Origin of the sequence: Pseudomonas sp. D1-36, assembly GCF_051132205.1 — a bacterium.
Classification (GTDB): domain Bacteria; phylum Pseudomonadota; class Gammaproteobacteria; order Pseudomonadales; family Pseudomonadaceae; genus Aquipseudomonas.
Genome location: NZ_CP071674.1, coordinates 1227214 through 1252258 on the forward strand (window position 1 = coordinate 1227214; position 25045 = coordinate 1252258).

19 protein-coding genes and 1 pseudogene are annotated in these 25045 nt (G+C 59.5%); 11 read left to right on the top strand and 9 right to left on the bottom strand.

The window, feature by feature from the left end:
- The first annotated feature begins 100 nt into the window (after nt 1-100).
- Nucleotides 101-2515 carry a glucose/quinate/shikimate family membrane-bound PQQ-dependent dehydrogenase gene (locus J3P76_RS05485; protein ID WP_434560423.1) on the top strand — a complete coding sequence of 805 codons (2415 nt, stop codon included), beginning with the start codon at nt 101-103 and terminating at the stop codon, nt 2513-2515.
- A gap of 295 nt (nt 2516-2810) precedes the next feature.
- On the opposite strand, the gene purT is transcribed toward J3P76_RS05485, so the two are convergent.
- The 4 genes from purT to J3P76_RS05505 all read right to left on the bottom strand — a co-directional run bounded on the left by purT (nt 2811) and on the right by J3P76_RS05505 (nt 6152).
- Entirely contained in the window at nt 2811-3992 is a 1182-nt protein-coding gene (gene purT / locus J3P76_RS05490; RefSeq protein ID WP_434560421.1) for a formate-dependent phosphoribosylglycinamide formyltransferase, read from the bottom strand.
- Nucleotides 3993-4084: 92 nt separating this feature from the next.
- Entirely contained in the window at nt 4085-4552 is a 468-nt protein-coding gene (locus J3P76_RS05495) for a preQ0 transporter (RefSeq protein ID WP_434701631.1), read from the bottom strand.
- A gap of 240 nt (nt 4553-4792) precedes the next feature.
- Entirely contained in the window at nt 4793-5578 is a 786-nt protein-coding gene (locus J3P76_RS05500) for a siderophore-interacting protein (protein ID WP_434560419.1), read from the bottom strand.
- Between the two features lie 4 nt (nt 5579-5582).
- Entirely contained in the window at nt 5583-6152 is a 570-nt protein-coding gene (locus tag J3P76_RS05505; protein ID WP_434701633.1) for a helix-turn-helix transcriptional regulator, read from the bottom strand.
- Nucleotides 6153-6571: 419 nt separating this feature from the next.
- On the opposite strand from J3P76_RS05505, the gene J3P76_RS05510 reads away from it, so the two are divergent.
- From J3P76_RS05510 to J3P76_RS05530, 5 genes are all read left to right on the top strand, one after another.
- Nucleotides 6572-7063, top strand: coding sequence for a CS1 type fimbrial major subunit (locus J3P76_RS05510; RefSeq protein ID WP_434607554.1), 492 nt, complete (start codon nt 6572-6574; stop codon nt 7061-7063).
- A 124-nt stretch (nt 7064-7187) separates the two neighbouring features.
- Nucleotides 7188-9722: a CS1-pili formation C-terminal domain-containing protein gene (locus tag J3P76_RS05515; RefSeq protein ID WP_434607552.1), complete on the top strand. Its 2535-nt coding sequence runs from the start codon at nt 7188-7190 to the stop codon at nt 9720-9722.
- A gap of 77 nt (nt 9723-9799) precedes the next feature.
- Nucleotides 9800-11035, top strand: coding sequence for a hypothetical protein (locus J3P76_RS05520; RefSeq protein WP_434701634.1), 1236 nt, complete (start codon nt 9800-9802; stop codon nt 11033-11035).
- Nucleotides 11036-11094: 59 nt separating this feature from the next.
- Nucleotides 11095-11838 carry a molecular chaperone gene (locus tag J3P76_RS05525; RefSeq protein WP_434701635.1) on the top strand — a complete coding sequence of 248 codons (744 nt, stop codon included), beginning with the start codon at nt 11095-11097 and terminating at the stop codon, nt 11836-11838.
- A 32-nt stretch (nt 11839-11870) separates the two neighbouring features.
- Nucleotides 11871-12353 (top strand): CS1 type fimbrial major subunit, encoded by a 483-nt coding sequence (locus tag J3P76_RS05530; RefSeq protein ID WP_434701636.1) that lies wholly within the window; start codon nt 11871-11873, stop codon nt 12351-12353.
- A gap of 43 nt (nt 12354-12396) precedes the next feature.
- Here the strand turns inward: J3P76_RS05530 and J3P76_RS05535 are convergent, their stop codons facing one another.
- Nucleotides 12397-15504, bottom strand: a complete 3108-nt coding sequence (locus J3P76_RS05535) for a transglycosylase domain-containing protein (RefSeq protein ID WP_434701637.1) — start codon at nt 15502-15504, stop codon at nt 12397-12399.
- Between the two features lie 148 nt (nt 15505-15652).
- Complete coding sequence (locus J3P76_RS05540; protein ID WP_420765337.1) at nt 15653-16114, bottom strand: REP-associated tyrosine transposase; 462 nt, start codon at nt 16112-16114, stop codon at nt 15653-15655.
- 559 nt (nt 16115-16673) lie between these two features.
- On the opposite strand from J3P76_RS05540, the gene J3P76_RS05545 reads away from it, so the two are divergent.
- The 5 genes from J3P76_RS05545 to J3P76_RS05565 all read left to right on the top strand — a co-directional run bounded on the left by J3P76_RS05545 (nt 16674) and on the right by J3P76_RS05565 (nt 21717).
- A complete protein-coding gene (locus J3P76_RS05545; RefSeq protein WP_434701638.1) occupies nt 16674-18095 on the top strand; it encodes an amino acid permease in 1422 nt (473 codons plus the stop codon).
- A gap of 385 nt (nt 18096-18480) precedes the next feature.
- Nucleotides 18481-18846, top strand: a complete 366-nt coding sequence (locus tag J3P76_RS05550) for a GtrA family protein (protein ID WP_434701639.1) — start codon at nt 18481-18483, stop codon at nt 18844-18846.
- Nucleotides 18843-19229: a GtrA family protein gene (locus tag J3P76_RS05555; protein WP_434701640.1), complete on the top strand. Its 387-nt coding sequence runs from the start codon at nt 18843-18845 to the stop codon at nt 19227-19229. Before J3P76_RS05550 ends, J3P76_RS05555 begins: the two co-directional genes overlap by 4 nt.
- The gene (locus J3P76_RS05560) at nt 19226-20176 is read left to right on the top strand and encodes a glycosyltransferase family 2 protein (RefSeq protein WP_434701641.1); all 951 of its coding nucleotides are present in this window, start codon (nt 19226-19228) and stop codon (nt 20174-20176) included. The genes J3P76_RS05555 and J3P76_RS05560 overlap by 4 nt, the downstream gene beginning before the upstream one ends.
- The gene (locus J3P76_RS05565; protein WP_434702021.1) at nt 20176-21717 is read left to right on the top strand and encodes a glucosyltransferase domain-containing protein; all 1542 of its coding nucleotides are present in this window, start codon (nt 20176-20178) and stop codon (nt 21715-21717) included. The genes J3P76_RS05560 and J3P76_RS05565 overlap by 1 nt, the downstream gene beginning before the upstream one ends.
- A 242-nt stretch (nt 21718-21959) precedes the next feature.
- Here J3P76_RS05565 and J3P76_RS05570 read toward each other — a convergent pair whose 3' ends face one another.
- The 3 genes and pseudogenes from J3P76_RS05570 to J3P76_RS05580 form a co-directional block, all read right to left on the bottom strand.
- Nucleotides 21960-23579, bottom strand: coding sequence for an FMN-binding glutamate synthase family protein (locus tag J3P76_RS05570; protein WP_434701642.1), 1620 nt, complete (start codon nt 23577-23579; stop codon nt 21960-21962).
- A gap of 225 nt (nt 23580-23804) precedes the next feature.
- A complete protein-coding gene (locus tag J3P76_RS05575) occupies nt 23805-24473 on the bottom strand; it encodes an ATP-binding protein (RefSeq protein ID WP_434702022.1) in 669 nt (222 codons plus the stop codon).
- A gap of 57 nt (nt 24474-24530) precedes the next feature.
- Nucleotides 24531-24617 (bottom strand): annotated as a pseudogene (locus J3P76_RS05580) (hypothetical protein); the annotation flags it as partial.
- Nucleotides 24618-25045: the final 428 nt, after the last annotated feature.

The window sequence follows — 25045 nt, forward strand, 5'->3', positions numbered from 1 at the left end:
TCGAATTTGCCTTTTTCCAACTGAACCATGCCCCCTCAAGATCGTCATCTAAAGTGACTACTTGCGCGGGACTCTTTAAAACGTCACGGAGATACACACTATGAGCGCTGAGGGTGCTTTGAGTCGAAGCCGTCTGCTACCGAGCTTGCTCGGCATTCTGCTTCTATTGATGGGGCTGGCCTTGTTGGCTGGTGGGATCAAACTGAGCACGCTCGGCGGCTCGCTGTATTATCTGCTGGCGGGCATCGGCCTGGCGATTACTGGTGTACTGCTGATTCTGGCGCGCCGTGCAGCGCTGGGGATGTACGCGCTGGTTTTATTCGCCAGTACGGTGTGGGCGTTATGGGAAGTGGGCCTGGATTGGTGGCAATTGGTGCCGCGCCTGGCCATGCTGTTCGCCTTGGGCATCGTCATGCTGCTGCCGTGGTTCCGGCGCCCGTTGCTGACCGCCGATGCATCGCCGATGGGCACCCGAGCGCTGGGTGCGGCCGTTGTCATCGCGGGTATCGCCGCCCTCGCCAGCCAATTCACCAACCCTGGTGAGATCAAGGGCCAACTGGACCGCGACAGCGTACCGGGCGTGACCAACACCGCACCGGCCATGCCGGACGGGGATTGGAACTCCTACGGCCGCAGCGCCCATGGCGACCGTTATTCGCCACTGGCGCAGATCACCCCTGAAAACGTCAGCAAGCTGAAGGAAGCCTGGACGTTCCGCACCGGTGACCTGCCAGGGCCGAACGACCCAGGCGAGACCACCGCGGAAAATACCCCGCTGAAGGTCAACGGCATGCTTTATGTGTGCACGCCCCACAGCCAGGTCATCGCTCTGGAGCCAGAAACCGGCAAGGAAATCTGGCGCTTCGATCCGAAGCTTTCTACGCAGAACGCGGAAAACTTCAAGGGCTGGGCCCACATGACCTGCCGTGGCGTGAGCTATCACGATGACGCCGTCTACGCCTCGGCCGAGCAGAGCCCGACCGGCGCCGCGAGCACTACGCCGGCCAGCACCGTTTGCCCACGGCGGATCTTCCTGCCGACGGCCGACACCCGCCTGATCGCCCTCAACGCCGACACCGGCAAGATGTGCGAAGACTTCGGCGATAAAGGCCAGGTCGACTTGAGCGCCAACATCGGTGGTTTCACGGCCGGAGGTTACTACTCCACTTCGCCACCGGCGGTCACCCAGAATCTGGTCGTTATCGGCGGCCATGTCACCGATAACGTCTCCACCGACGAGCCAAGCGGCGTGATCCGCGCCTATGACGTGCACACCGGCAAGCTGGTGTGGAACTGGGACAGCGGCAACCCGGACGACACCACGCCGATTGCCGAAGGCCAGACCTACACCCGCAACTCGCCGAACATGTGGTCCATGTTCAGCGTCGATGAAAAACTCGGCATGCTTTACCTGCCGATGGGCAACCAGACCCCCGACCAGTTTGGTGGTTTCCGTACCCCTGAATCGGAAAAATACGCCGCTGGCCTGACCGCCCTGGACATCGCCACCGGCAAGGTGCGCTGGTACTTCCAGTTCACTCACCACGATCTGTGGGACATGGACGTTGGCGGTCAACCGACCCTGATGGACATGAAAACCGCCGATGGCGTGAAGCCGGCTGTGCTGGCATCGACCAAGCAGGGCAGCATCTACGTGCTGGACCGCAGTAACGGCCAGCCGATCGTGCCGATCAAGGAGGTCCCGGTGCCCCAAGGCGCGGTGGAAGGCGACTTCACCTCGCCGACCCAGCCGATGTCCGACCTGAACTTCGTGCCGCCGGTCCTCAAGGAGCGGGACATGTGGGGCGTCACGCCGTTCGACCAGATGCTGTGCCGGATCGACTTCAAGTCGCTGCGCTATGACGGTATGTTCACACCGCCTTCGTTGCAGGGCTCGATTGTTTATCCTGGCAACTTCGGTGTGTTCGACTGGGGCGGCATTTCTGTCGATCCGGTGCGCCAGATCGCCTTCGTCAACCCGAGCTACATGGCGTTCAAATCGAAGTTGGTACCGGCGGCGGAAGTGGCCGGTGGCCCGGGTCGCAAGAGCGAGACCGAAGGCGTGCAGCCAAACAAAGGCGCGCCATATGGCGTGATCCTCGAAGCGCTGCTCTCGCCCATGGGGCTGCCGTGCCAGGCGCCTGCGTGGGGTTATGTCGCGGCCGTGGACCTGACCAACAACAAGACCCTGTGGATGCACAAGAACGGCACGGTGCGCGACAGCTCGCCGGTTCCGATCCCGCTGAGCATGGGTGTTCCAAGCCTGGGCGGCACATTCACCACCGCCAGTGGCCTGGCATTCCTCAGCGGCACGCTTGACCAGTACCTGCGCGCTTATGACGTGAAGAACGGCAAGCAATTGTGGGAAGGCCGCCTGCCTGCTGGCGCTCAGACCACGCCGATGACCTACACCGGCAAGGACGGTAAGCAATACGTGCTGGTCGTTGCAGGGGGGCACGGTTCCCTGGGCACCAAGCAGGGTGACTATGTGATTGCCTACAAACTGCCGGATTAAGCCCTACCGGCGCTCATGAAAAAGGCGACACCCTTGCGGGTGTCGCCTTTTTTAATCCCTCGATTTCACGCTGGCTTTTGTGAACACGCCAAGCCTTGGCCTTTGTGAACACAACACGCTTTTGTGGCGAGGGGATTTATCCCCGCTGGGCTGCGCAGCAGCCCCAAAGCAGCAAACCCAATCTGCCTGACACCCCGAGTTGTTGGGTTTAGGGCTGCTGCGCAACCCAGCGGGGATAAATCCCCTCGCCACAGATAAATCCCTTCACCACAAGGACTGTGTTCAGCCCTGGGCTTTACAACTCGATCTTGACGGCCTGGGAAGCCCGGGTCGCCTTGGCGCGGGCGGCTTCGATGGATTCGTCGCGGGCCAGGGCCACGCCCAGGCGGCGCTGACCGTTGACTTCCGGCTTGCCGAATAGACGCAGCGCCGTGTCCGGCTCGCTCAGGGCGGCGCCGAGGTTGGCAAACGCGGTCTGGGTCGATTGGCCTTCCACGAGGATTACCGCCGAAGCCGATGGGCCGAACTGGCGGATCAACGGAATCGGCAGGCCGAGGATGGCCCGGGCGTGCAGGGCGAACTGAGACAGGTCCTGGGAGATCAGCGTGACCAGGCCGGTATCGTGGGGGCGCGGGGAGACTTCGCTGAACCACACTTGGTCGCCCTTGATGAACAGCTCGACGCCAAACAGGCCGCGGCCACCCAGGGCCTCGGTCACTGCCTTGGCTACGCGCTCGGATTCGGCCAGCGCCGCCGGGCTCATGGCCTGTGGTTGCCAGGATTCCTGGTAGTCGCCCTTTTCCTGACGGTGGCCGACCGGTGCGCAGAACGTGGTGCCGCCGACATGGCGCACGGTGAGTAGGGTGATTTCGTAATCGAAATCGATGAAGCCTTCGATGATCACCCGGCCCTTGCCAGCGCGGCCGCCTTCCTGAGCGTAGTCCCAGGCTTTCTGCACGTCTTCAACGCCGCGCAGCAGGCTCTGGCCCTTGCCCGAGGAACTCATCACCGGCTTGACCACGCAGGGGAAACCCAGGGTCTCGACGGCCTTGCGGTAGTCTTCCACGGTGTCGGCGAAGAAATACGGGGAAGTCGGAAGGCCCAGCTCTTCGGCGGCCAGGCGACGGATGCCTTCACGGTTCATGGTCAGTTGCGCGGCGCGGGCCGTAGGAATCACCGTGAAACCTTCGGCTTCCAGCTCCACCAGGGTGGCGGTGGCGATGGCTTCGATCTCCGGCACGATGTAGTGCGGCTTCTCGGCCTCGATCACCGCACGCAGGGCGGCGCCATCGAGCATGTTGATCACGTGGCTGCGATGGGCCACTTGCATCGCCGGCGCGTTGGCGTAGCGATCCACGGCAATCACTTCAACGCCCAGTCGCTGCAGTTCGATTACCACTTCCTTGCCCAGCTCACCGCTGCCACACAACAAAACGCGGGTCGCGGTGGGCGACAATGGAGTTCCGATACGGGTCATCTGAAGGTCCTCAAAACAGGAGCGGATCATCGGGGGCGCGCGCCGGGCGAGCTTCCCATGGGGAGAAAACGCGGCATTTTACATGAACCGCGTCAGCCGGCGACGGCCTGTTTGCGCAAACGCCAGGCCATGATCAGCCAGACGGCCGTGACCCCGGCGAATTTCGAGAGCAGCGCGGTGATTATCACGGCGGGCGTCAGGGCGTCGATCAGGCCGAAGAAAATGAATGTATCGAGAGGGATGCTCAGTGCCGAACTGATCCACAACCGGTCATGCAGCGGACGCTTGGTGACCGTGAACACCAGCCAGTCGATGCACTCGGAGACGGCAAACGCCGTGGCGCTGGCCAGGGCGATGGTTGGGTCGGAGGTGACGTAGGACAGCACCAGCGCCACCAGCATCGCCACGATGGCGCCATGGCCGAAGCGGGTCTGCACCATGTCCCGCAAGATAAACACCAGGCCCCCCCAGGCCGACCAGATGATGTCCAGGTGCGGCGCGGCTGAAAATGCGAAGTTGATCAGCACGACGCTGCCGATGTAGGCGATCAGGTAAAGCATGGGACCGGGTACCTGGTGGGGATGGAATGTCGGGTGAACCCTCAAGGACAACGAAGCCCCCTGTGGCGAGGGAGCTTGCTCCCGCTGGGCTGCGAAGCAGACCCAAAACCTGACAACTCGGTGGATCAGATAGATCGAGGTGACTGTTTTTTGGGGGGCTGCTGCGCAGCCAGCGGGAGCAAGCTCCCTCGCCACAAGGGCCATTAGTGTCAGAAGGTTACTTCAGCAGCAAGCCATCCCTCAATCTTCCTCACTGTCATCCAGCTTCCAATACCCCACGGCCTTCACAAAATCCTGGTCCAGGCCTTTCTCTTCCAGCAATACCTTACGGATCTGCCGGGACACCTTGCTCTCGGTCGCGACCCAGGCGTACAGCTTGCCGCCGGGCATTTCCAACTGCTGCACGGTGCGTAGCAGGCTGTCCTGGCGCCCCTCACGCAATACCCAGATCACATGCACCTGCGCGGGGCTGTGGAGCACCTGCTGTTCGGCGCCATTTTCCACTTCCACCACCACCAAGGCCTTCCGATTGGGGGCAAGGCCTTCGAGACGGCGAGCGATGGCGGGCAAGGCGGTTTCGTCGCCGATCAACAGGTAGCTGTCGAAGACGTCCGGCACAATCATCGACCCCCGTGGCCCGGCGATGTTGAGGTATTGGCCGGGCGCGGCCTGGGCCGCCCAGGTCGAAGCGGGGCCGTCGCCATGGAGCACGAAATCGATGTCCAGCTCCAGGGCGTCCAGGTCATAGCGGCGCGGGGTGTAGTCGCGCATTTCTGGCATCGGACCCTGCGCCTTGCCCGCACCGGGCGCGAAGTTTTCCAGGGCGGCGTGTTCCTCGGCGTTCTGGGGGAACAACAGTTTTATGTGATCGTCGGTGCCCAGGCTGACGAATCCGGCCAGTTCCGGCCCGCCGACGGTAATGCGGCGCATGCGCGGTGTCAGGTCGACCACGCGCAGCACTTGCAGGCGGCGGCGTTTGATCTCGTGGCTGACGCGGTGGATGGTGTTTGGATCAACTCCAGTCATGCTTTTACTCCGAAACGGTTGGACTGCCAGGGCCGTCGACAATGGCTTTGACGGTGTCGTTGAGCAGGTCGCGTACCCGCAGGATTTCATCAGGGCTCCAACGGCCATGGTGCGTTTGCAGGGCATGCCGCAGGTTATACACCGCTTCGCGGATTTCCGGGGGGCGGTCATGGCCGCGCAATGTGCGCTTGCTGATTTCGATGCGCGAGCGCACTTCATCCAGCGCTTGGGCCTGGTTCTCCAGTGATAGACGTCCGGCATCGGTCACGCTGTAGCTTTTTTTCCCATTTTCGACGCTGCAGCTGACCAAAGCGTTCATTTCCAGAAAGGTGAGGGTCGGGTAGACCACGCCCGGGCTGGGGCTGTAGGCGCCCTCGAACAGGTGCTCGATCCGGCGGATCAGGTCATAGCCGTGGCAAGGCTGTTCGGCAATCAGCGCCAGCAGCAACACTTTTAAATCACCCGAGGCGAAGACCCGTGGGGCCCGGTTGCCTCGCGAGGCGGTCGGGCGCGGTTCGAAACGGTCGTATTCTAGTTCGAAGGCGGGAGTGGGGTGAGAATAGAGGTTCTTCATATGCTGTCTCCGTTCTGCATATAAATAAAAAAGATATATCTCGGACAAAGATATATCTTTCGTCTTGTTAAGTTTCTGGAACTAAGATATATCTTGTCGGCGAGAAGGATAAGTTGTTCTCAGGAGCGGACCTTACAGCAATGCTCAATGCGCACGGGAGCGCTAATAGGCTTTTGCCATGACAAAAAGGGTGTAGGTCCGGATTGTGGTCTGTTTCTGACAGATGAACTTGTTTTTTATAGATTTTTGCGTTTTTTTCCCTGTTGCGTTTGCCGGATTTATTACAAGTTTGTGGGAAATGCCCTGCTTTTTTTTAGTTGAAGAGAGGCCATCATGCTCGGCGTTGGACAGGCAGGCAAAGTTGCTCTTTGTCTGCCGTTGCAACCATTCTCTTTATGCTAAGAACAGGTGTTAACAACATGCTTAAGCAATTCGTAACCGCTGCCTCCCTGACTGCCGCCGCGCTGAGTTCGTCGTTGGCATTCGCTGCTGATGATGCGCGCTCGGCCATCCATATCACTGCGGACATCCCGACCAATTCGTTCCACGTCCTGCCGCGCAACCCAAACTTCGGTAAGGACGAATACATGGGCTACAACCCGGCGAGCAGCACCTTGAATCCATTGCGACAGGTTTTCGACGTGAAGAACACCGATGGTTCGGTCCATGCCTACATCGACGGCGGTCCGCAGTCGCTCTCCAATGGCAGCAACGACATCGCCCTGACCACCACATTCAACGGTGTCACTTTGACCGCCACGCCTCAAGAAGTGGTGGACGACGCATCGTCGAACGGGGGTACCGCAGCTGACATGCTTATCTCCGCGGCCAAGCCCTTGGCCAACCAGACTGGCCGGTACGTCGCTGACATGACGGTCATCTTCGATGCGGTACCTCGCGCTCCGCGTTGATGCCACTCAGTGCCTGATGGAACTCATCCATTCCATGGCATGACCGCAGGCCGGCCGGTCCTCCCCAACCGACCGGCCTGTACCTGAAACGCCCTGATCACTCGTTGATTATGAGAGTCCGTTGATGTTTTCGATGACACCCATCGCGGGTGCGCTCGCGCTATTGTTGTGCGCGACCGCATTGGCCGCGCCGACTGCCCCCGGTACGACGCCGACAAGTCTGTTATCCCAGGCCAAGGGACTGCCGGCGGAGTTCGAATCGCATTTCTTTGACGTGCCCTTGGCGGTTCGTGTTGAACTCAATCAACACTATCTCGGTGAAGCCATGGTGGTCTTGACTCGGGATGATCGGGTCACCCTGCTCGAATTCACCGACACCCAGGACAGCCTGATAAAACCGGTCGAGCGTGATCAATGGGAGCAATTACTCAAGCAAGGGCAGCCGCTGGGCGCATGCGAAGCCAACTGCGCATCTGGGTTGCTCGCCGTGCATTACAGTCTTGAAAACTCCTTGGTCTCGATCCTCACCCGAGACGTGGAGCGAACCAGCGAAACCAAGCGTTATTACGATCAACCGCAAGACGGTAGCTTCGGGCTGATCTTAAATAACCAACTCAATATCAATGGCGGCCAGGAACAGGACACCGGTGGGCGTTATGGCCTCAACGCCAGTTCCAGTATCGGTAACTGGAGCCAATCGCTCGACCTCCAGCTGTCTCGTCTTGGTGGCCCGGACGACAAGCTGTACCACGCCGTCCACGAGCTTTATACCCAGCGAGAGCTGGAAGGCAGTTTTTTTCGCCTGGGTTATTTCACCCCCGGCTCCGATGGCTTAAATCGCCAGATTCGCGCGTTCGGCGCCAACCCCGACACCGCGCTGGGCGTGATGTATGGCAGCTCCGACAGCCTGGCCATCGACAATCCCAAGCCCAGTGTCTACCCCATTTACGTCACCGCCAGTCGTCAGGCATCGGTGGAGATCTATCGCAACGGCCTGTTGATCAACACCCAAGCGGTCGGCGCTGGCTTGCAGAGCCTCGACACCCGGTCCTTGCCCGGCGGGATTTATGAAGTGGAAGTCCGTCTGGTCGAGGACGGGCAAACCACCGCCACCAGCCAGGAGCTGGTCTACAAGCCCAACAACTGGACCAATGTCGAGGACCGCTGGCGCTACAACCTGTTCGCCGGACGCGAGACCCGGCTGTGGAGCAACTGGGAAGACCAGCCCTCGGGTTTCAACACCGCGGGGCTAGGGCTCAATTACTTGCTCCATCCCCGGGTGATCCTGGGCGCCTCCACGCGCCAGGTGCAGGATAAATTGCAAGTCGGCACGTCGGTGGACTGGACCCTGGGCAGTAGCACCAGCCTGTACGCCAATGTCTATCAGACCCAGCAGTACGGCACCGGAATGGATGTGCAGGGCTTGTACAGTTACGGCAATGGCAGCGTGGTCGCCAGCCACAACCGCAGTTGGCTGGATACCCGCAAAACCTACGAGACCTTGCCCGACGGCACCCGTATCCGCCAGCGCAATGTGTTCATCGGCCAGACCAGCAACTCTTCGTTGTCGGTCAATCATCGGCTGAGCAACAAGAGCTCGTTAAATGGCCGGATCGCTTACAGCGAAGGCAATGTCCAGGGTACGGGCCTTGACTTGGGCTGGACCCAGCGCGGCAAGCTGCGTGGCAGCGACGCCAACTGGCGTTTTTCGGTGTTTGACCGCCCCGGGACGTCGAGCACTGGCGACAAACGTAATCGTGGCATCGACCTAAGTGTCAGCGTTGCGCTGGGCGGGCGGGGCGAGTACTGGTCGGGCAGCGTGGGCACCCGCACTTCGCGCGACGGCGAGCGGGACAACAATGCCTCGCTGTCCTATCGGCGCAGCCTGGAGGACCACGTCTTGCAAAGTGTCTCCGGCACGGTGCTGGCTGACACCTATGGCGTGGGCCTGTCCGGTCTCGCCAGTTTCCAGACCGACTCTCTTTACGGCGACGGGTTCGTCCAGCGCTCGTCCTATAACGACAACCTGGCCGGTGGCTTGAACCTGAGCAGCACCGTGGCCGTCGGCGGCAGCAAGGCCGCATTCACCGGCGAGCCCCAGGGGCGCGGCGCGGGGATGATCGTCGACGTGGAAACCGACCTGGACCACGTTGTCCTGCGCGCCGATGACTTGACCGGTGGCAGCACCGTGTTGCATCCAGGCCGAAATTTTGTGCCGATCACCGCCTATCAGAACAGCATGGTGACCTTCGACTTCGACGGCGTGCATCCCCCGGCGGCGAACATCGCGCCGTCGCGCACCCGTTATCACCTGAACAAGGGCGGTGTGGATTATCGCCGGATCAGCGTGATGAGAACCGTGACCGTGCTCGGTCGCTTGCTCGACGAACAGGGGCAACCGCTCAAGGGCCACCACGTCATCAACCATGCCAGCCGCGGGGTGAGCGAGGTGGACGGGTTCTTCTCCATGGAAATGAATGCCGGCTCGCCGACGCTGGAAGTGCGCCACGGCAACCAGTTGCTCTGCCAGTTCCGTTTCGATCCGAACAACGCCAGCGACGAGGGGGATGTGCTGATGATCGGTGACTTGCGTTGTACGCCGGACACCTTGGCCGATACCACGATTACCGATGCCGGCGCGGCCAAACGGCCTTCATGAGCCGCTTGAATGCTGGGATTGCGCTGCTTTCCCGCGATGGCTCGCAACGATTCGCTTTGATGCATGAGGTTGTATAGATGAAGTTTTTAAGGAGACTGGCAAGCGGCGCGGTTGCGGTGGCCTGGTTGGCCGGCCTGCCGCTTGTTCATGCCGCCACGCTGGACATCACCGCGCAATTCAGGGCGGATAGCGGGAAGCCCAACGAGAATACATTCGTCAACACCACGCGAAACAGCGGGTATTGCGCGCAACTTCCCGCTTACTGCGAGTCGGCGGGTATCTTCAGCCTGGGGTGGGCCGGTGTGGCTTCAGGCGGGCCTATTCAAGCCAACCATCAAAATCCCCGGCAAGGTCCGATGGTTAAAGCACCGGCCATCTGGCGTACGGTGCAGGTCACCCACGCCGGTACAGGCCATACAGAGAACCTTCAATTCCGCGTGGTCGGATTAGGCGCAGGCGTTGGGCTCACTCCCCGGGCGAGCGAGATAGTGGGTGGCGGCGTTGACGAGTCTACCGCCGTCCAGATGATTTTTGGCTCTACTTGGCGGGACGCACCTTCGCCCTGCATCACGCCGAACGGGAGCGGGTTCCATCCGTCCCCCTTGTGGTTCTTCTGGAAAACCCCGACAGAAGCCACATGTGCCAAACCGGCCCGATATTCGATTAATCGGTTCGAGTTCGCGGCTTTAAGTCTTGCCTATGAGCTGCGTACCCCCAACCCCATCGGAATGGCCGGCGGCCGTTACCAGGGCTCGCTTACGTTAACCCTGGGGCCGGGGCAGGATTTCGATTTCGGTGATGTGGTGATCCCCAATGATCCGGTGCTGACCGTCAATTTCACACTGGATGTCGAGCATGTTCTCAAGATTGAAGTGCCACCGGGCGGAAACCGGGTTGTGCTGGAACCACGGCAGGGCTGGCAAGCCTGGCTGGACAGCGGAGTCAAGCCGACCGAATTGTTTCGAGACCAGACATTCCTTATCTCGGCGTCTTCACCTTTCACGGTGAATCTTGAGTGCCAGTACAACATGAACGGTGATTGCGGGATAGACCGCCCAGGCATTTCTACTGTCCCGGTGTATATCTATATGACGCTACCTGACGGTTTTACCAATAGCACCGGCCAACCGATCAACCGTATACGTCTGTTTTCGGGGACGAATAATCAAAAAATTTCCGTGGATAGGTTTGTCGATCGTAAACCCGGAACTCTGCACTTTGTTATCAACAGCGCCAACTTCGCGAACATGATCGATCGGGGCCCTGGTACGTATGCCGGCACCGTCACGGTGATATGGAATTCAGAAATTTAAATAGCCCGACTACCGGCAGTATTCGGTGAGTTGCGTTTAATACATGAGGTTAAGAAGTAATGAAGCATTTATTGGCATGGGTCGGGCTCTCGATGTTTTGCAGCGTGGCCGTGGCTGGGCCGCAGATCAGTGTCGGCGTGGTCTATGACTATCTTCAGGGCGACAAGAGCACCTACATGAAACGGGTGTTCAACGGCGGGACGTCTACTGCATTCGTCAAGGTCAGTGTCCTGGAAATTATTTACAACGACGACGGCAGCTATCAAGAAGTGCCCGTTGAGAACCAGGCCGGTGTCATCGCCCGTGATGGCCTGATGGCGAGCCCGGCGCGCCTGATCGTGCCGGCCAATGGCGTGCAGGGCACCCGCTTGTTGTTCATGGGCGATCGGAGCGAGGAACGCTACTTCCGGCTGCGTTTCGTGCCGGTGGTGCCCGAGGCCGAGGATGAGTTCGCCATCAGCGCCGAGGAGCGCGAGGAATATAAACAAGAACGCATGGCGGCCGGCGTCAAGGTCCTGGCCGGCTACGGCACGGTGTTTTTCGTTCGCCCCAAGGACACCCTTTTCGAGACCGTCATCGATCACACCGGCAGTCGCTATTCGTTGCGCAATAACGGCAACAGCGTGGTGGTGATCGACGAGTTCAAGGACTGTTCGGTCCAAAAAACGAACGACTGCGAGCCGACCCTCAAGCATCACGTCATGGCCGGGAAGACATTCTCCATCGACAAGCAGCCAGGGCGTGAATACCGCTTCACCCTGATCGAGGGTGATCAACAGAAAGAAATCGAGATCAAGGGCTGATGGCTCGCCGCCGTTCGCCACAGGTAATCATTATGTCCGAGACATTGGCACGTACGCTCCTTTCCATTTTTTTGATGGTCTCAAGTTTTACGGCTTGGGGAGCGGTTGAACGGGAAACCTTTGAGGTTTCCGTCGTCATCCCGACGCGTAGCTTCTATGTGCATCCGGTTCAGACGGGCTGGATCCACTTGGAACAGAGGCTGCCCTACAATTCCATCACCGGAGAGCTAGGAGCGCTGTCGAAGCATTATCGAGTAAAGAACACTAACGGCGCCGTTGGCGCCCGCCTTGCGGAGCCGGCATACCTGTCCAACGGTCACGAGCGCATTGACCTGCGTGTGATGTTCCATAACGTGCAGTTGAATCTTCAGACCCAACAGGTGGCGACAGCCTCCGAAGCGGGCGGTTGGTTGCAAGTGGACCTGGACATCACCGCCATCAAGCCGGACGGTGGTTATAGGCCTGGCCAGTACCACGGCACTGTCAATATTGTGTTCGAGGCCCTTGCGCCGTAGCGCAGCTCAATGACGGGGACACCGTGTGGTATGGCGTCCTGGCCTAACGGCTCGTCACCAACGGCTGGCACTGGGTATGCGTGCCCGGTTGCAAGTACGGCGAGAGAAACGGCGCCATGCCTTTGAGCACCTGGACCGGCAAGGCGGAGGTGAACTTGAAGTTCTGCGCCGACACGCCGGGTACGTAAGCGGTGAGCGTGCCGAAATGGCTGTCACCGATGTAGAACACGAACGTCGCGGTGCGGTTGATGGATTTGGAGCTGATGACCCGTCCACCGGAGCCGACGGCTTCGATACGGTTGTCGCCGGTGCCCGTCTTGCCGCCCATGGCCAGTGGCGTGCCATCGGCCAGTTTGAAGCTTCCAGCCACCCGTTTCGCGGTGCCGGCATCCACCACTTGGGATAATGCACCGCGCAACGCACGGGCCACTTCGACCGGCATCACGCGCTTGCCGTTGTCCGGGTCGCTGACCACTCGCGTTTCATAGGGCGTGTCGACGGCGAACTGCAGGCTGTCGACCCGCAGCGCAGGCTGGCGGACGCCGTCGTTGAGAATCGTCCCCACCAGCTCCGCAAGCGCGGCGGGGCGATCCCCAGAGCTGCCGATCGCGGTGGCAAGGGACGGCACGAGATGGTCGAACGGGTAGCCGACCTTCTGCCAGCGTTGGTGAATATCCAGGAACGCTTCGATTTCGAGCATGGTGCGGATACGGCTGTCCCGGGCGCTCTTGTGCCGGCTTTTGAATAACCAGCTATAGACTTCCTGGCGCTCGAACCGGCTGGCCTTGACGATCTGGCTGAACTTAGCGTCGGGGTTGTTCAACAGATAGCCCATCAGCCACAGGTCCAGCGGATGGACCTTGGCGATGAAGCCTTGGTCCGGCAAGTCATAGGCGCCGGGGCCGTAGCTCTGGTAGAGCCGTTCCAGGCGTTCATCGGTGAGTTTTTCAGCACTCTTGGCCGACTTCAAATGAGCGCGCACGAAGCGGTTGAAGCTTTCCTGGCTGTCGCTGGGAAAGAAATAGCGGTGTACGGCGGCCAGGCGGATGGCGGTGGGGCGCATGCCGTCGAGGAAGGTCTCGAGGCGCTGGCCGGTGTCCTTTTTCTGGTACTTCTTCCAGAACCTGAGCAGGAACGAAGTGCCTTCACGATCAGCAAACTGGGCCAGGTATTCCTGGCGACGCGGGTCTTTGTCGTCCTTGAGCAGTTCGGAACTGTTATTCGGGCCGGCGTAGGTGGCGTAGCGCACCAGGTCGCGCATCAGGCGAATGAAAGGCAGGTTGATGGATTCGCGCAAGGCGTCGCGCAGCGTGGGGTTGCGACCGTCGTCCTCCTTGCGAAAGTTATGAAAAGTGTGCAGCCCGCCGCCGGTGAAAAACGCCTCGCCGGGGCTGGCTGAATACGTGCGGTCCAGCGCCGCTTCGAGCATTTTCGGCAGGCTGCGGTCGGTGTTTTCGATCAGGTAGTCCACGGCCCAGCGGGACAGGCGGTCCTGGTCGGTGATCTCGGTTTTCTTCAGGATAGCCGGGGCCTGTTGCGCATAACGCTCGTGGAGTTCGGCGATGATCTGCAAGTACGTGGTCAGCACCCGCAACTTGGCGGTGGAGCCCAGTTCCAGTTTGCTGCCCTCATTGATGTCGAAGGGTTGGTCGGTGCTGTCGGTCTGGATCCGCACTCGCGAGCCGTCCGGGGTCAGTTCCAGCAAGGTGAAGCTGTAGCGCACCTGCGTGGTGCTGGTGGGGGTCAACAGGCGTTCTCCCATCAGGCCGATCTCGGCGGCGAATGCCGGGTCGGCCAATCGCTTGAGGTACTCGGTGGCCTGGGCCTGCAAATCGCTTTGCAACGTGCTGGTGGCGGAGAGGTCGAGGCGATCGAGGTCGTACAGCGGACGATTGAGCAGCGCGGCGATGCGACTGCGGGCGGCACTGATGCCCTTGTTGGTTTCGATAGGCTGGACGGTCGGGTCCTGGACCCAATCGCGGTAGCTGACCTTACTGGCCAGTGCGGCATCTGCCAGCGCGGCATCGATCACGCCGTTCTGGGCCAGCAGCCGGATGTGGCTGTCGGTGAGATGGGCGAGCTCGTCGTGCCCCTTCGAGAGATAGTGCGACGGGCGCCGCTGGGCAATCATCAACGACAACATTTCCCGCAGGGCCAGGCCTTTTTCCGCAAGGCTCTTGGGGTCGGTGGCGGTGCTGGACAATCGTTCGTTGGCCCGTCTGAAATCCGCGCCATACCAGACCCTCAGCCCTTCCGCCATGCCGTGGACCTCGCCATGCCCCGGCACGGCGGAAAGCGGCACGCTGTTGAGGTAGTCACGAATGACCCGTTGGCGGGCCTCGAGGGTTTGCGGGCCGGCCTGATAGGCGCGCACGCTGGCGGAAATCATCTGACGGATCTTCTCCGCGCCCGACACGGTCAGGCCCTCGGGGGAATGCCGGTATTTCTCCAACTGCGTCGCGAGCGTGCTGCCGCCGGCGGATTGCCCTGGCAGGCTCAACAATTTGGCGACCTGGGACCACGCCGCCATGCCGAAGCGTGGCCAGTCCACCGCGGGGTTGGCCAATGGTTGCTTGGGGTCGAGCAGGAAGCGGTTCTCGATGAACAAAAGGCTTTGCACCACGACCGGAGGAATGTCATCGAAACTGGCGTAAAGCTGTTGCGGATACTTGAACTGATAGACCGGCGCGGCGCGGCAATCGGTAATGGTCAAGCCAGCCTGGATCTTTTCCGCGTAGGGCACGAACAGGCCTTTGTCGACATAGTCCATCAAGGCCGGAGAAAAACGCGCCTGGGCCTCGATCACGTAGTCACGCTTGAGCAAACGAGGCAGGAATTCCCCCAGAGAGCTGTAGCCCAATCGCTGATCGAACGGGCCCGCACCGGGGTAGACGATGGCGTCGCTGGGGCCGGGTTGCACCGCATAGGTCAGGGACGCCGCGTATTTGCTGAGCTCCTGGGCCTGGAACCGGGACGTGCGCATCTCCTTGGCCACGGCCAGGCCGACCACCACCACGATAATCAGCAACAACAACCAGAACGCCCGCCAGCCATGCCGGGCGCGGCGAGTTTTTTTGGGTAAAGGCGCTTCTTCCATACGTTCAGTCGGGACCACAGGTTTATTCGAATCGGTTTGCCACAAAGCGCCCATAGTCGACTGATCCATTCACGCAGATTGATCGGACTTGCTTGAAGCTTAGACGGTGGTTGGCGTGGGGGGAGGGGAAATTGTGGACACCGAAATCATGAGCGCTGAGGTTCCTGTGGCGAGGGAGCTTGCTCCCTCGCCACAAAAGCACTCAGAGCCAAATGACATCCCAGAGCGGGTAATCGCCAATGCGATCTACCAGGCCAGCGCGAAGGGGGTTGGCGATAATGTAGCGAGCGCAGGGCTGCAAATCCTGATTGTCGCGGATTGCCCTGTCGTGGAACCCGTTTTGCCAGATGGCGCCCGTCCGGCCCATGGCTCGATTGATCGCAAGGGTGCTGCGAGACTTGACCCCTTGCATCACTTCAGACAGTCGAGGTTGTTCCAGCTGCACCAACCAATGAAGGTGGTCCGGCATCACAACCCAGGCAAGCGAATTGACCTGATATCGCTCATGAGCCAGACGCATTTCTGCAACCAGCAAACGGCCTAGCTGAAAATCTTTGAAGATAGGTACGCGTCGGTGGATTACCGTGGTGACAAGATAACCTCGCCCCGGTTCTGATGAACGTCCATGACGTAGCCGGTGAGAGTTTGGACGTAGAGGATGCATTCCGTGCTTCCTTTGGCTGAGTTAACCGTAACGGTAGCCGTGCTTGTTCCGACCCGGCGCGTTGATGGTTGAACGACTTTTCCGAAAACAACGTAGTCATCGTGGCGAGGGAGCTTGCTCCCGCTCGGTCGCGCAGCGGCCGCCTGCAGTTGAAAGCTGAAAAGCGAGGGCGGCTTCGCCCTCCAGCGGGAGCAAGCTCCCTCGCCACGGGCTGGTTGGGTCTGAAAGCCTTGAACCAGAGCCATCGACCCATGCCAGCGCATGACGCTGTACCATCACTGTGCAATACTCGGCGCAGCTTCTCAAAGATCGTCAGCTCAGATAATGCCTCTCCAGAAAGTCATTTTCGGCTGAGGAACTACCTGAATTAACCTGCTTTTATAGTGAAACTTTCTGATCCGAGCTTTTTATACTGCACGACCCGCTGATCTTGAGGAATTTTCCTACAGGACGGTCTGCCCATAAGGCAGGCCCGGTTTCGGCAATGCCCGCAGGCCCATCCGCCCGCGGCTTTGGAGACTCGGTGGTCAATCCAATAACAAGACGAGGTTGTATCCCTATGCCAGTCGGCAATCCTCTGCCCCATGGCGAGACCGCGCAGGGTGGTCCGCTCAAACGTGAGCTCGGCGAGCGGCATATCCGCTTGATGGCGCTTGGCGCCTGCATCGGTGTCGGGCTGTTCCTAGGTTCGGCCAAGGCGATCGAGATGGCCGGGCCGGCGATCATGCTGTCCTACATCATCGGTGGCCTGGCGATTCTGGTGATCATGCGCGCCCTCGGCGAAATGGCCGTGCACAACCCGGTGGCCGGTTCGTTCAGCCGCTACGCCCAGGATTACCTCGGCCCGCTCGCCGGTTTCCTGACCGGTTGGAACTACTGGTTCCTGTGGCTGGTGACCTGCGTGGCCGAGATCACCGCGGTGGCGGTGTACATGGGCATCTGGTTCCCCGACGTGCCCCGCTGGATCTGGGCCCTGGCCGCATTGGTCAGCATGGGCTCGATCAACCTGATCGCGGTCAAGGCCTTCGGTGAATTCGAATTCTGGTTCGCCCTGATCAAGATCGTGACCATCATCGCCATGGTCATCGGCGGCGTCGGCATCATCGCCTTCGGTTTCGGCAACGACGGCGTGGCACTGGGTATTTCCAATCTGTGGACCCACGGCGGTTTCATGCCCAACGGCGTGTCCGGCGTGTTGATGTCCCTGCAAATGGTCATGTTCGCCTACCTGGGCGTGGAAATGATCGGCCTGACCGCCGGTGAAGCACGCAACCCACAGAAAACCATCCCCAACGCCATCGGCTCGGTGTTCTGGCGGATCCTGCTGTTCTACGTCGGCGCGTTGTTCGTGATCCTGTCGATCTATCCGTGGAACGAAATCGGCACCCAGGGCAGCCCGTTCGTGATGACCTTCGAGCGCCTGGGCATCAAGACCGCCGCCGGCATCATCAACTTCGTGGTGATCACCGCCGCGCTGTCGTCCTGCAATGGTGGAATCTTCAGCACGGGTCGCATGCTCTACAGCCTGGCGCAAAATGGCCAGGCCCCGGCCGGCTTCGCCAAGACCTCAAGCAACGGCGTACCACGCCGCGCACTGCTGCTGTCCATCGCCGCCTTGCTGCTGGGGGTGCTGCTCAACTACCTGGTGCCGGAAAAAGTCTTCGTCTGGGTGACCTCCATCGCCACTTTCGGCGCGATCTGGACCTGGGTCATGATCCTGCTGGCCCAGCTCAAGTTCCGCAAAGGCCTGAGCGCTTCCGAGCGTGCCACGCTGAAATATCGCATGTGGCTGTACCCGGTCAGCTCCTATCTTGCGCTGGCATTCCTGGTGCTGGTGGTGGGCCTGATGGCGTACTTCCCCGATACGCGCGTGGCGTTGTATATCGGCCCGGCGTTCCTGGTGTTGCTGACGGTGCTGTTCTACACCTTCAAGTTGCAGCCGACCGGGGATGTGCGGGGTTCGGTGCGTTCGGTTTCGTAAGATAAATCGCGATGTGAAATAAAGCCCCGGTCAGATGACTGCAATGCTGTTTACTTAAGGCAATCGGCAAACCCGTGGCGAGGGAGCTTGCTCCCGCTGGGCCGCGAAGCGGCCCCAAAACCTGCCAAGTGCGGCGTATCAGACACACCGCACCCGCCGGTTTACGACTGCTTCGCAGCCGAGCGGGAGCAAGCTCCCTCGCCACAGGGTCATCATTTTTCTTAAGTGAATGGCATTGCGGTCAGATGGCTGGGGCTTTTTCGTAGATATGGGGCGTGACCGTCCGTCGGATTCGGTGCCCGACCTGTAAGATCTGACAGTAGACCGCCGTAGGCCCGTCGCCTAGCGTGGAAGCCCGCCAACTGGCAAATGGCAAGGCTGCACAATGAACGGTTTTTCTGCGTTGATGGTTATCGCACTGGTCAATGGACTGATCCATGGCCAGGTTTTTTTTCTTTTGTATGGCGCCGTCGGACTGGCACAGGCGACCAGTAACTTCGCAGCGTTTTGCTTCGCTGCGGCGTTTTCGTTTTATGTGAATGCGCTATACATCTTCAAGCCCGGAGAGTCATGGCGCGGCTATCTGCTGTGCAATGGTCTGATGGGGATTTTGAGTTACGCGGTCGGCTCGATGGGCGACGCGCTGGATTCGCCTGGATGGGTAACGGTGGTTTTGTATTGCCTGTTGAACCTGGCGATGGGGTACAGCTTGTTCCGGTTCAAATCGCTTCATGACTTTCAGCAGCCATGAACGAATCCCGAAACGCGAGGTGGAGCACTTTCTTTACGTACTCGCTGGTCGGCCTCGCCAATACGCTGCTCCATTGGCAGGTATTTTTTGTGCTGTGCGTAGCGGTCGGTCTCGATCAGTCGATCAGTAATCTGGCTGCGTTTTGCGTGGCCGCTTCGTTCTCCTATTACCTCAATGCGCTCTATACCTTCGAGGCCAAACTCTCGGTAACGGGGTATGTGATTTTCCTGTGTGTCATGGGAGCGCTCAGTTATGCCGTGGGTTATCTGGGAGACCGCTGGCGGCTCCATGGGTTGTTGACGGTGGGGGTATTTTCGCTGCTGAGTCTGGTGTTCGGATTTCTGCTCTCCCGGTTCGTGGTGTTTCGTGGGCAACGTCCATGAAGATCTCGCTGATTGTTCCGGTGTTCAATGAAGAGCAGACCCTGGGACTGTTCTACAAAAGTGTCCGTCAGCACCCGGCGTTGGCCGGTTACAGCGTAGAGATCATCTTCATCAACGATGGCAGCGCTGACCAGACGGATGCGCTTGCACGTGACATCGCGCTGGTCGATAACCTGGTCGTGTTGATTAATTTTTCCCGAAACTTCGGCAAGGAGCCCGCCTTGTTTGCCGGAATCGAACACGCCGACGGGGACGTGGTCATTCCCATGGACGTAGACCTGCAAGACCCCATCGAGGTGATTCCCAAGCTTGTTGCCGAATGGGAAAAGGGCGCCGAAGTGGTGCTGGCCAAGCGTCGTGATCGTTCATCCGACAGTTACCTGAAGCGCGGATGCGCTGCGCTGTTCTATCGCTTGCTCGATCAAATCGCCTATCCCCATATCGAGCGAAACGTCGGCGATTTTCGGCTGATGGACCGCAAGGTCGTGGACGTCATCAAGACCCTTCCCGAATACCAACTGTTCATGAAAGGCGTGTTGTCGTGGGCGGGGTTTACCACCGTTATCGTCGAATACGACCGCGCCGGTCGCGCCGCTGGCAGCAGCAAATTCAATGGATGGAAGTTATGGAATCTGGCGCTCGAAGGCATCACGTCGTTCAGCACTGTGCCGTTGCGGTTGTGGACTTACCTCGGCGGTTTCATTTCATTGGTTTCGCTGGCGTATGCCGGGTACATGGTGCTGGACAAGTTGATCTTTGGAAACGATCTGCCCGGCTATCCATCGCTGATGACTGCAATCCTATTCTTGGGCGGGGTGCAACTGATCGGCATCGGTGTGTTGGGCGAGTACATCGGGCGGATCTACTTAGAGACAAAGCACCGGCCTCGGTATGTCATCAAGGAGATGGTCTGCGGCGGGCAACCCAACGTGCGGAATGAATCATGATGCGGAGAATGAACAGTCTTTGGGAGCGTGAGCTCGATTGTCATCAGGTTGTGATTTTTTTCTTACTGGCAACTTCGGCTTATGTGCTGCCGTTAATTCTCGCTGACTTTCGCTATATCGACGATAACTGGCGGACGCTGGGGGCTGGAACTGCTTGGGCTGGACAAGGTCGTTGGTTTCTTGAGTTGTTCTATCAAGCGCTGTCGTTTACCAGTGCTGCGCCTAATATATTTCCGCTGCCTTTGTTGTTCGCCGTATTGGCTATGACTTCAGCTTTGACCCGTCTAACGTATCACTACTTTTCTGAGCCGACGCTAGCTTGCTGCTTGGTGCCGTTACCTCTTTGGTATAACCCTTTTTTATTGCAGGGATTGTCGTATCAATATGATGGGGTTGGTATTGCTTTAAGCCTGGTGCCAGTTATTTATGCTGTGGTTTTCAAGAGTGCGTCGAGAGTGCGTCAATTGTTGGTGCCTGCGGCGTTGTTGGTGCTTGCGTTCGGGCTCTATCAAGTTAGTGTGAATGTGTTTTTGGGGTTGTGTTGCGTGGAGCTGCTTAGATCTGCATACACGTGCGAGCCATATCCACAGTGGCTAAAAATGCTGGGTTGGAAGCTTGCTCAGCTTGGATTGGCCATGCTGATTTATCTCACAATGACCGGTTTGTTCATGGGCGCGGAGAGAACCGCATTATTGAACTGGGAAGCCAATCCGTTTTTACAGGTCAGCATCAATGTTGGCAGGGTGCTGGAGAAAACCGCGCTTTTGTTTCATGGCGGATACACGTGGACAATAACCGTGCTCACCCTGTTTGCGTTGGTCGGCTTAGCTCAACTGGGTCGTCGGGTGTTGGCACGTGAAGAGCAGCGTTGGAAAACGGGCCTGATGACCCTGGGATGTTTTCTGACGCTGCCCTTACTAGCTCTGCTGGTGCCCGGTATTACTCTGTTTTTTCGGGATTTTAATGGAGGTGCCCGGACACTGATGGGCTTTGGTGTGCTGTTAACGGTTGTGTTCTATCTTGCGTTTTTGGCCCTCTCACCGATTCATCGCCGATTGCCCTTGCTGCTAGCTATTCCGCTTCTGGCAACACTTTCACTGTCCTTTGCTTATGGCAGGGTGCTAACGCTTCAAAAGGACTTTGGCAACGGTGCGCTTTATAGCTTGGGACATGACATCACTTCCCGTCGGGAGCTGTACGAAGCCAAGCGGATCTACATGTCGGTTAATTATTCTGGGGCATGGCTGATAAGTGCTTGCGGCTCGTTCAAACACCTGCCGGTTCTGCATTACCTGCTTAATGTTGACTACTATATGCTTTCGGAAAACTTGCAGTTCATGGGGATCACTAATGTGACGACCGAGAGTGAGCGGCGCAATGCTACCCATGTCGGTTATCAAAGATACATCCCAATCGTGGAAAGTCAGTATTACCGAATTTTTCTGCTCGGCGATTATGGCTTTATCGTTATGAAGGAGCCGGTCCGAGATGATCGCAAGACAAATATTTGCCGAGACTTTGGGTCAGTCGGGGTTTGGTAGTTGATCTGCTGGATTCAAGTTACGAGCAAACCGGGCGCTGGACCGGGTGGATCCGCGTTAGCAGACGCACCGTAAAGCCCCGTGGCGAGGGAGCTTGCTCCCGTTCGGCTGCGTAGCAGTCGCAAACGGGTCGGCGTGGTTTGGCTGACACTCCGTGTTCGGCAATTGGGGCTGCTTCGCAACCCAGCGGGAGCAAGCTCCCTCGCCACAAAAGCTGGTGCGTATCAGTAACTATGCGGCGCTTAAGCCGCCGCAATTTCCCGCGGCTCAAAACTGTCCGCCCGCGCCATCTGCCACATCCGTGAATAAAACGCTCCATTAACCTCGCCCGTGAGCAATTCCCCCGGCTTCAAAAACACATGCAACTGAGAAAACAACTTCACCTCGGTCGCCGACATGCGCCGCACCAGATGCTTGGGCTGCAATTGCGAAGGATGCTCAAGCCCCGCGGCGGCAAGCATTTCGGCGAGGGCCTTGAGGGTGTTGCGGTGGAAGTTGTAGACCCGCTGGGCCTTGTCCGGGACGACCAGGGCGCGTTGGCGCAGGGTGTCCTGGGTGGCGACGCCGGTGGGGCATTTGTTGGTGTGGCAGCTTTGGGACTGAATGCAACCGATGGCGAACATGAAGCCGCGCGCGGCGTTGGCCCAGTCGGCGCCGATGGCCAGGACGCTGGCGATGTCGAAGGCGCTGACGATCTTGCCGCTGGCGCCGAGCTTGATCTTGTCCCGCAGGTTCAGCCCCACCAGGGTGTTGTGCACGAACAACAGGCCTTCGCGCAGCGGCACGCCGATGTGATCGGTGAACTCAACCGGTGCCGCGCCGGTGCCGCCTTCCTTGCCGTCCACTACGATGAAGTCGGGCAGGATGCCGGTTTCCAGCATGGCCTTGGCGATGCCCATGAATTCCCACGGATGCCCCAGGCAGAACTTGAAGCCCACCGGCTTGCCGCCGGACAGTTCGCGCAATTGCTGGACGAACTGCATCAGCTCGATTGGCGTGGAGAACGCGCTGTGGCGGGACGGCGAAACACAGTCCTCGCCCATGAGGATGCCACGGGTCTCGGCGATTTCCCGGGTGACCTTGTGCTTGGGCAGGATCCCGCCGTGCCCGGGCTTGGCGCCTTGGCTCATTTTGATTTCGATCATCCGCACCTGCGGGTTCCGGGCCTGGGTGGCGAAGCGCTCGGGGTCGAAGCGCCCGTCACTGCTGCGGCAACCGAAATAGCCGCTGCCCAATTCCCAGGTCAGGTCTCCGCCGTGTTCGCGGTGGTAGGGGCTGATGCTGCCTTCGCCGGTGTCATGGGCGAAGTTGCCGAGCTTGGCGCCCTGGTTCAAGGCCCGGATGGCGTTCGCACTCAGGGAGCCGAAGCTCATGGCCGAGATGTTGAACACCGAGGCCGAATAGGGCTGGGTGCATTGCGGGCCGCCGACCGTGACGCGAAAGCCGCTGGGGTCGCTCAACGGCGCCGGGCGCATGGAGTGGCCGATGAATTCGAAGCCGGCCTGGTAGACGTCGATCAAGGTGCCGAACGGTTTGTCGGCGCTTTCGTTCTTGGCCCGTGAATACACCAGCGAGCGCTGGGCACGGGAGAAGGGCAGGGCATCGCTATCGGATTCGAGCAGGTACTGGCGGATCTCCGGGCGGATGCCTTCGACCAGGTAACGGATATTGCCCAGGATCGGATAGTTGCGGCGCACGGCATGGCGGGTTTGCAGCAGGTCGAACAACCCCAGCAGGCTCAGCAGCCCCGTCACCAGCGCTATCGGCCAGAGCCAGTCATGTTGCAGGAACGGCAAGCTGGCGAGGGTGAAGATCACGCAGCCAGCGAAGAAGGCGTAGCGGCTCAGCAAAGACAGGCTCATGCGGGTTCCTTGGGGGCGAGCGATGGGTGGGGCGAAGCAGAGATTCTGCGCTTGCTGTGAAACGGCAGGCAACAAGAACCCTGTGGCGAGGGGATTTATCCCCGCTGGGGCGCGAAGCGGCCCTGAAATTCTTGGGGCCGCTGCGCAGCCCAGCGGGGCGGTGCGACGTTTCGCTAAATCCCCTCGCCACGGAGCCCTCTCGCTGAAATTGGAAACTGCGGTCGCTCACCCCGCCAATTTCATCTGCCGCACCGGCAACTCCACCCGAAAGGTCGTTCCCACCCCCACTTCACTGCTCACCGTGATGTCGCCGTTGTGTTTTTTCACGATGCCGTAGGACAGCGACAATCCAAGTCCCGTGCCTTGGCCGATGGGCTTGGTGGTGAAAAACGGGTCGAAGATTTTCTGCAGGGTTTCCGGCGGGATGCCGGAGCCGTTGTCGGCGACTTCGATCCAGACGTTGTCGCCTTCCACCCCGTTGCGCAGGGTGATGGTGCCGCGTTCCGGGCCGATGGCCTGGGCGGCATTGACGATCAGGTTCATGATCACCTGGTTGATTTGCGACGGCAGGCACTCGACCTCCGGCAACGGGCTGTATTGCTTGACCACGTCGGCCTTGTACTTGATCTCGTTGGCGACGATGTTCAAGGTCGAGTCCATGCCTTGCTGCAAATTGGCCATCTGCCATTCCTGGCTGGAGTCGACGCGGGAAAAGTCCTTGAGGTCCTTGACGATCTGCCCGACGCGGGCGATGCCGTCCTTGGATTCCTTGATCAGCACCGGGATGTCTTCCACCAGGAAGTCCAGTTCCACCTGCTCGCGCAGGCTTTTCAAATTCAGCACCAACTCCGGCGAGGCGATGGCTTGCTCGGCACTGCCGTAGGCCTGGAGCATTTCCTCCAGTTTGCTGAAGTAGCCGCCGAGGGCGCCGAGGTTGGAGGAAATGAAGCCGATCGGGTTGTTGATCTCGTGGGCCACGCCGGCGGCCAGTTGGCCCAGGGAGGCGAGTTTTTCCGATTGCACCAGCTGGCTCTCGAGCATCTTGCGTTCGTCGATTTCCATCTGTAGCAACTCGCTGGCCTGTTTGAACGCCAGGGTGCGTTGTTCCACCAGGTCTTCGAGCTTGTTCATTTTCAAACGGGCGCGGGAGGTCATTTCCCATTTGGTGGTCAAGGTGTTGGCCATCTGCTGAACTTCGATGTTGTCGAAGGGCTTTTTCAGAATCAGCAGACGATCGTGGCCGTTGAGACGGTCGAGCAGCTCATCCCAGGAATAATCCGAGTACGCGGTGCAGACCACCACTTGCAGTTGCGGATCGACTTTCCACAGTTCCTCGATGGTCTTGGCGCCGTCCCAGCCTTCGGGCATACGCATGTCGACGAAGGCCAGGGCATAGGGATGCTCCTTGGCCAGCGCCTGCTGCAATTTGGCCAGGCCTTCCTGGCCACCGTAGGCGGAGTCAAGTT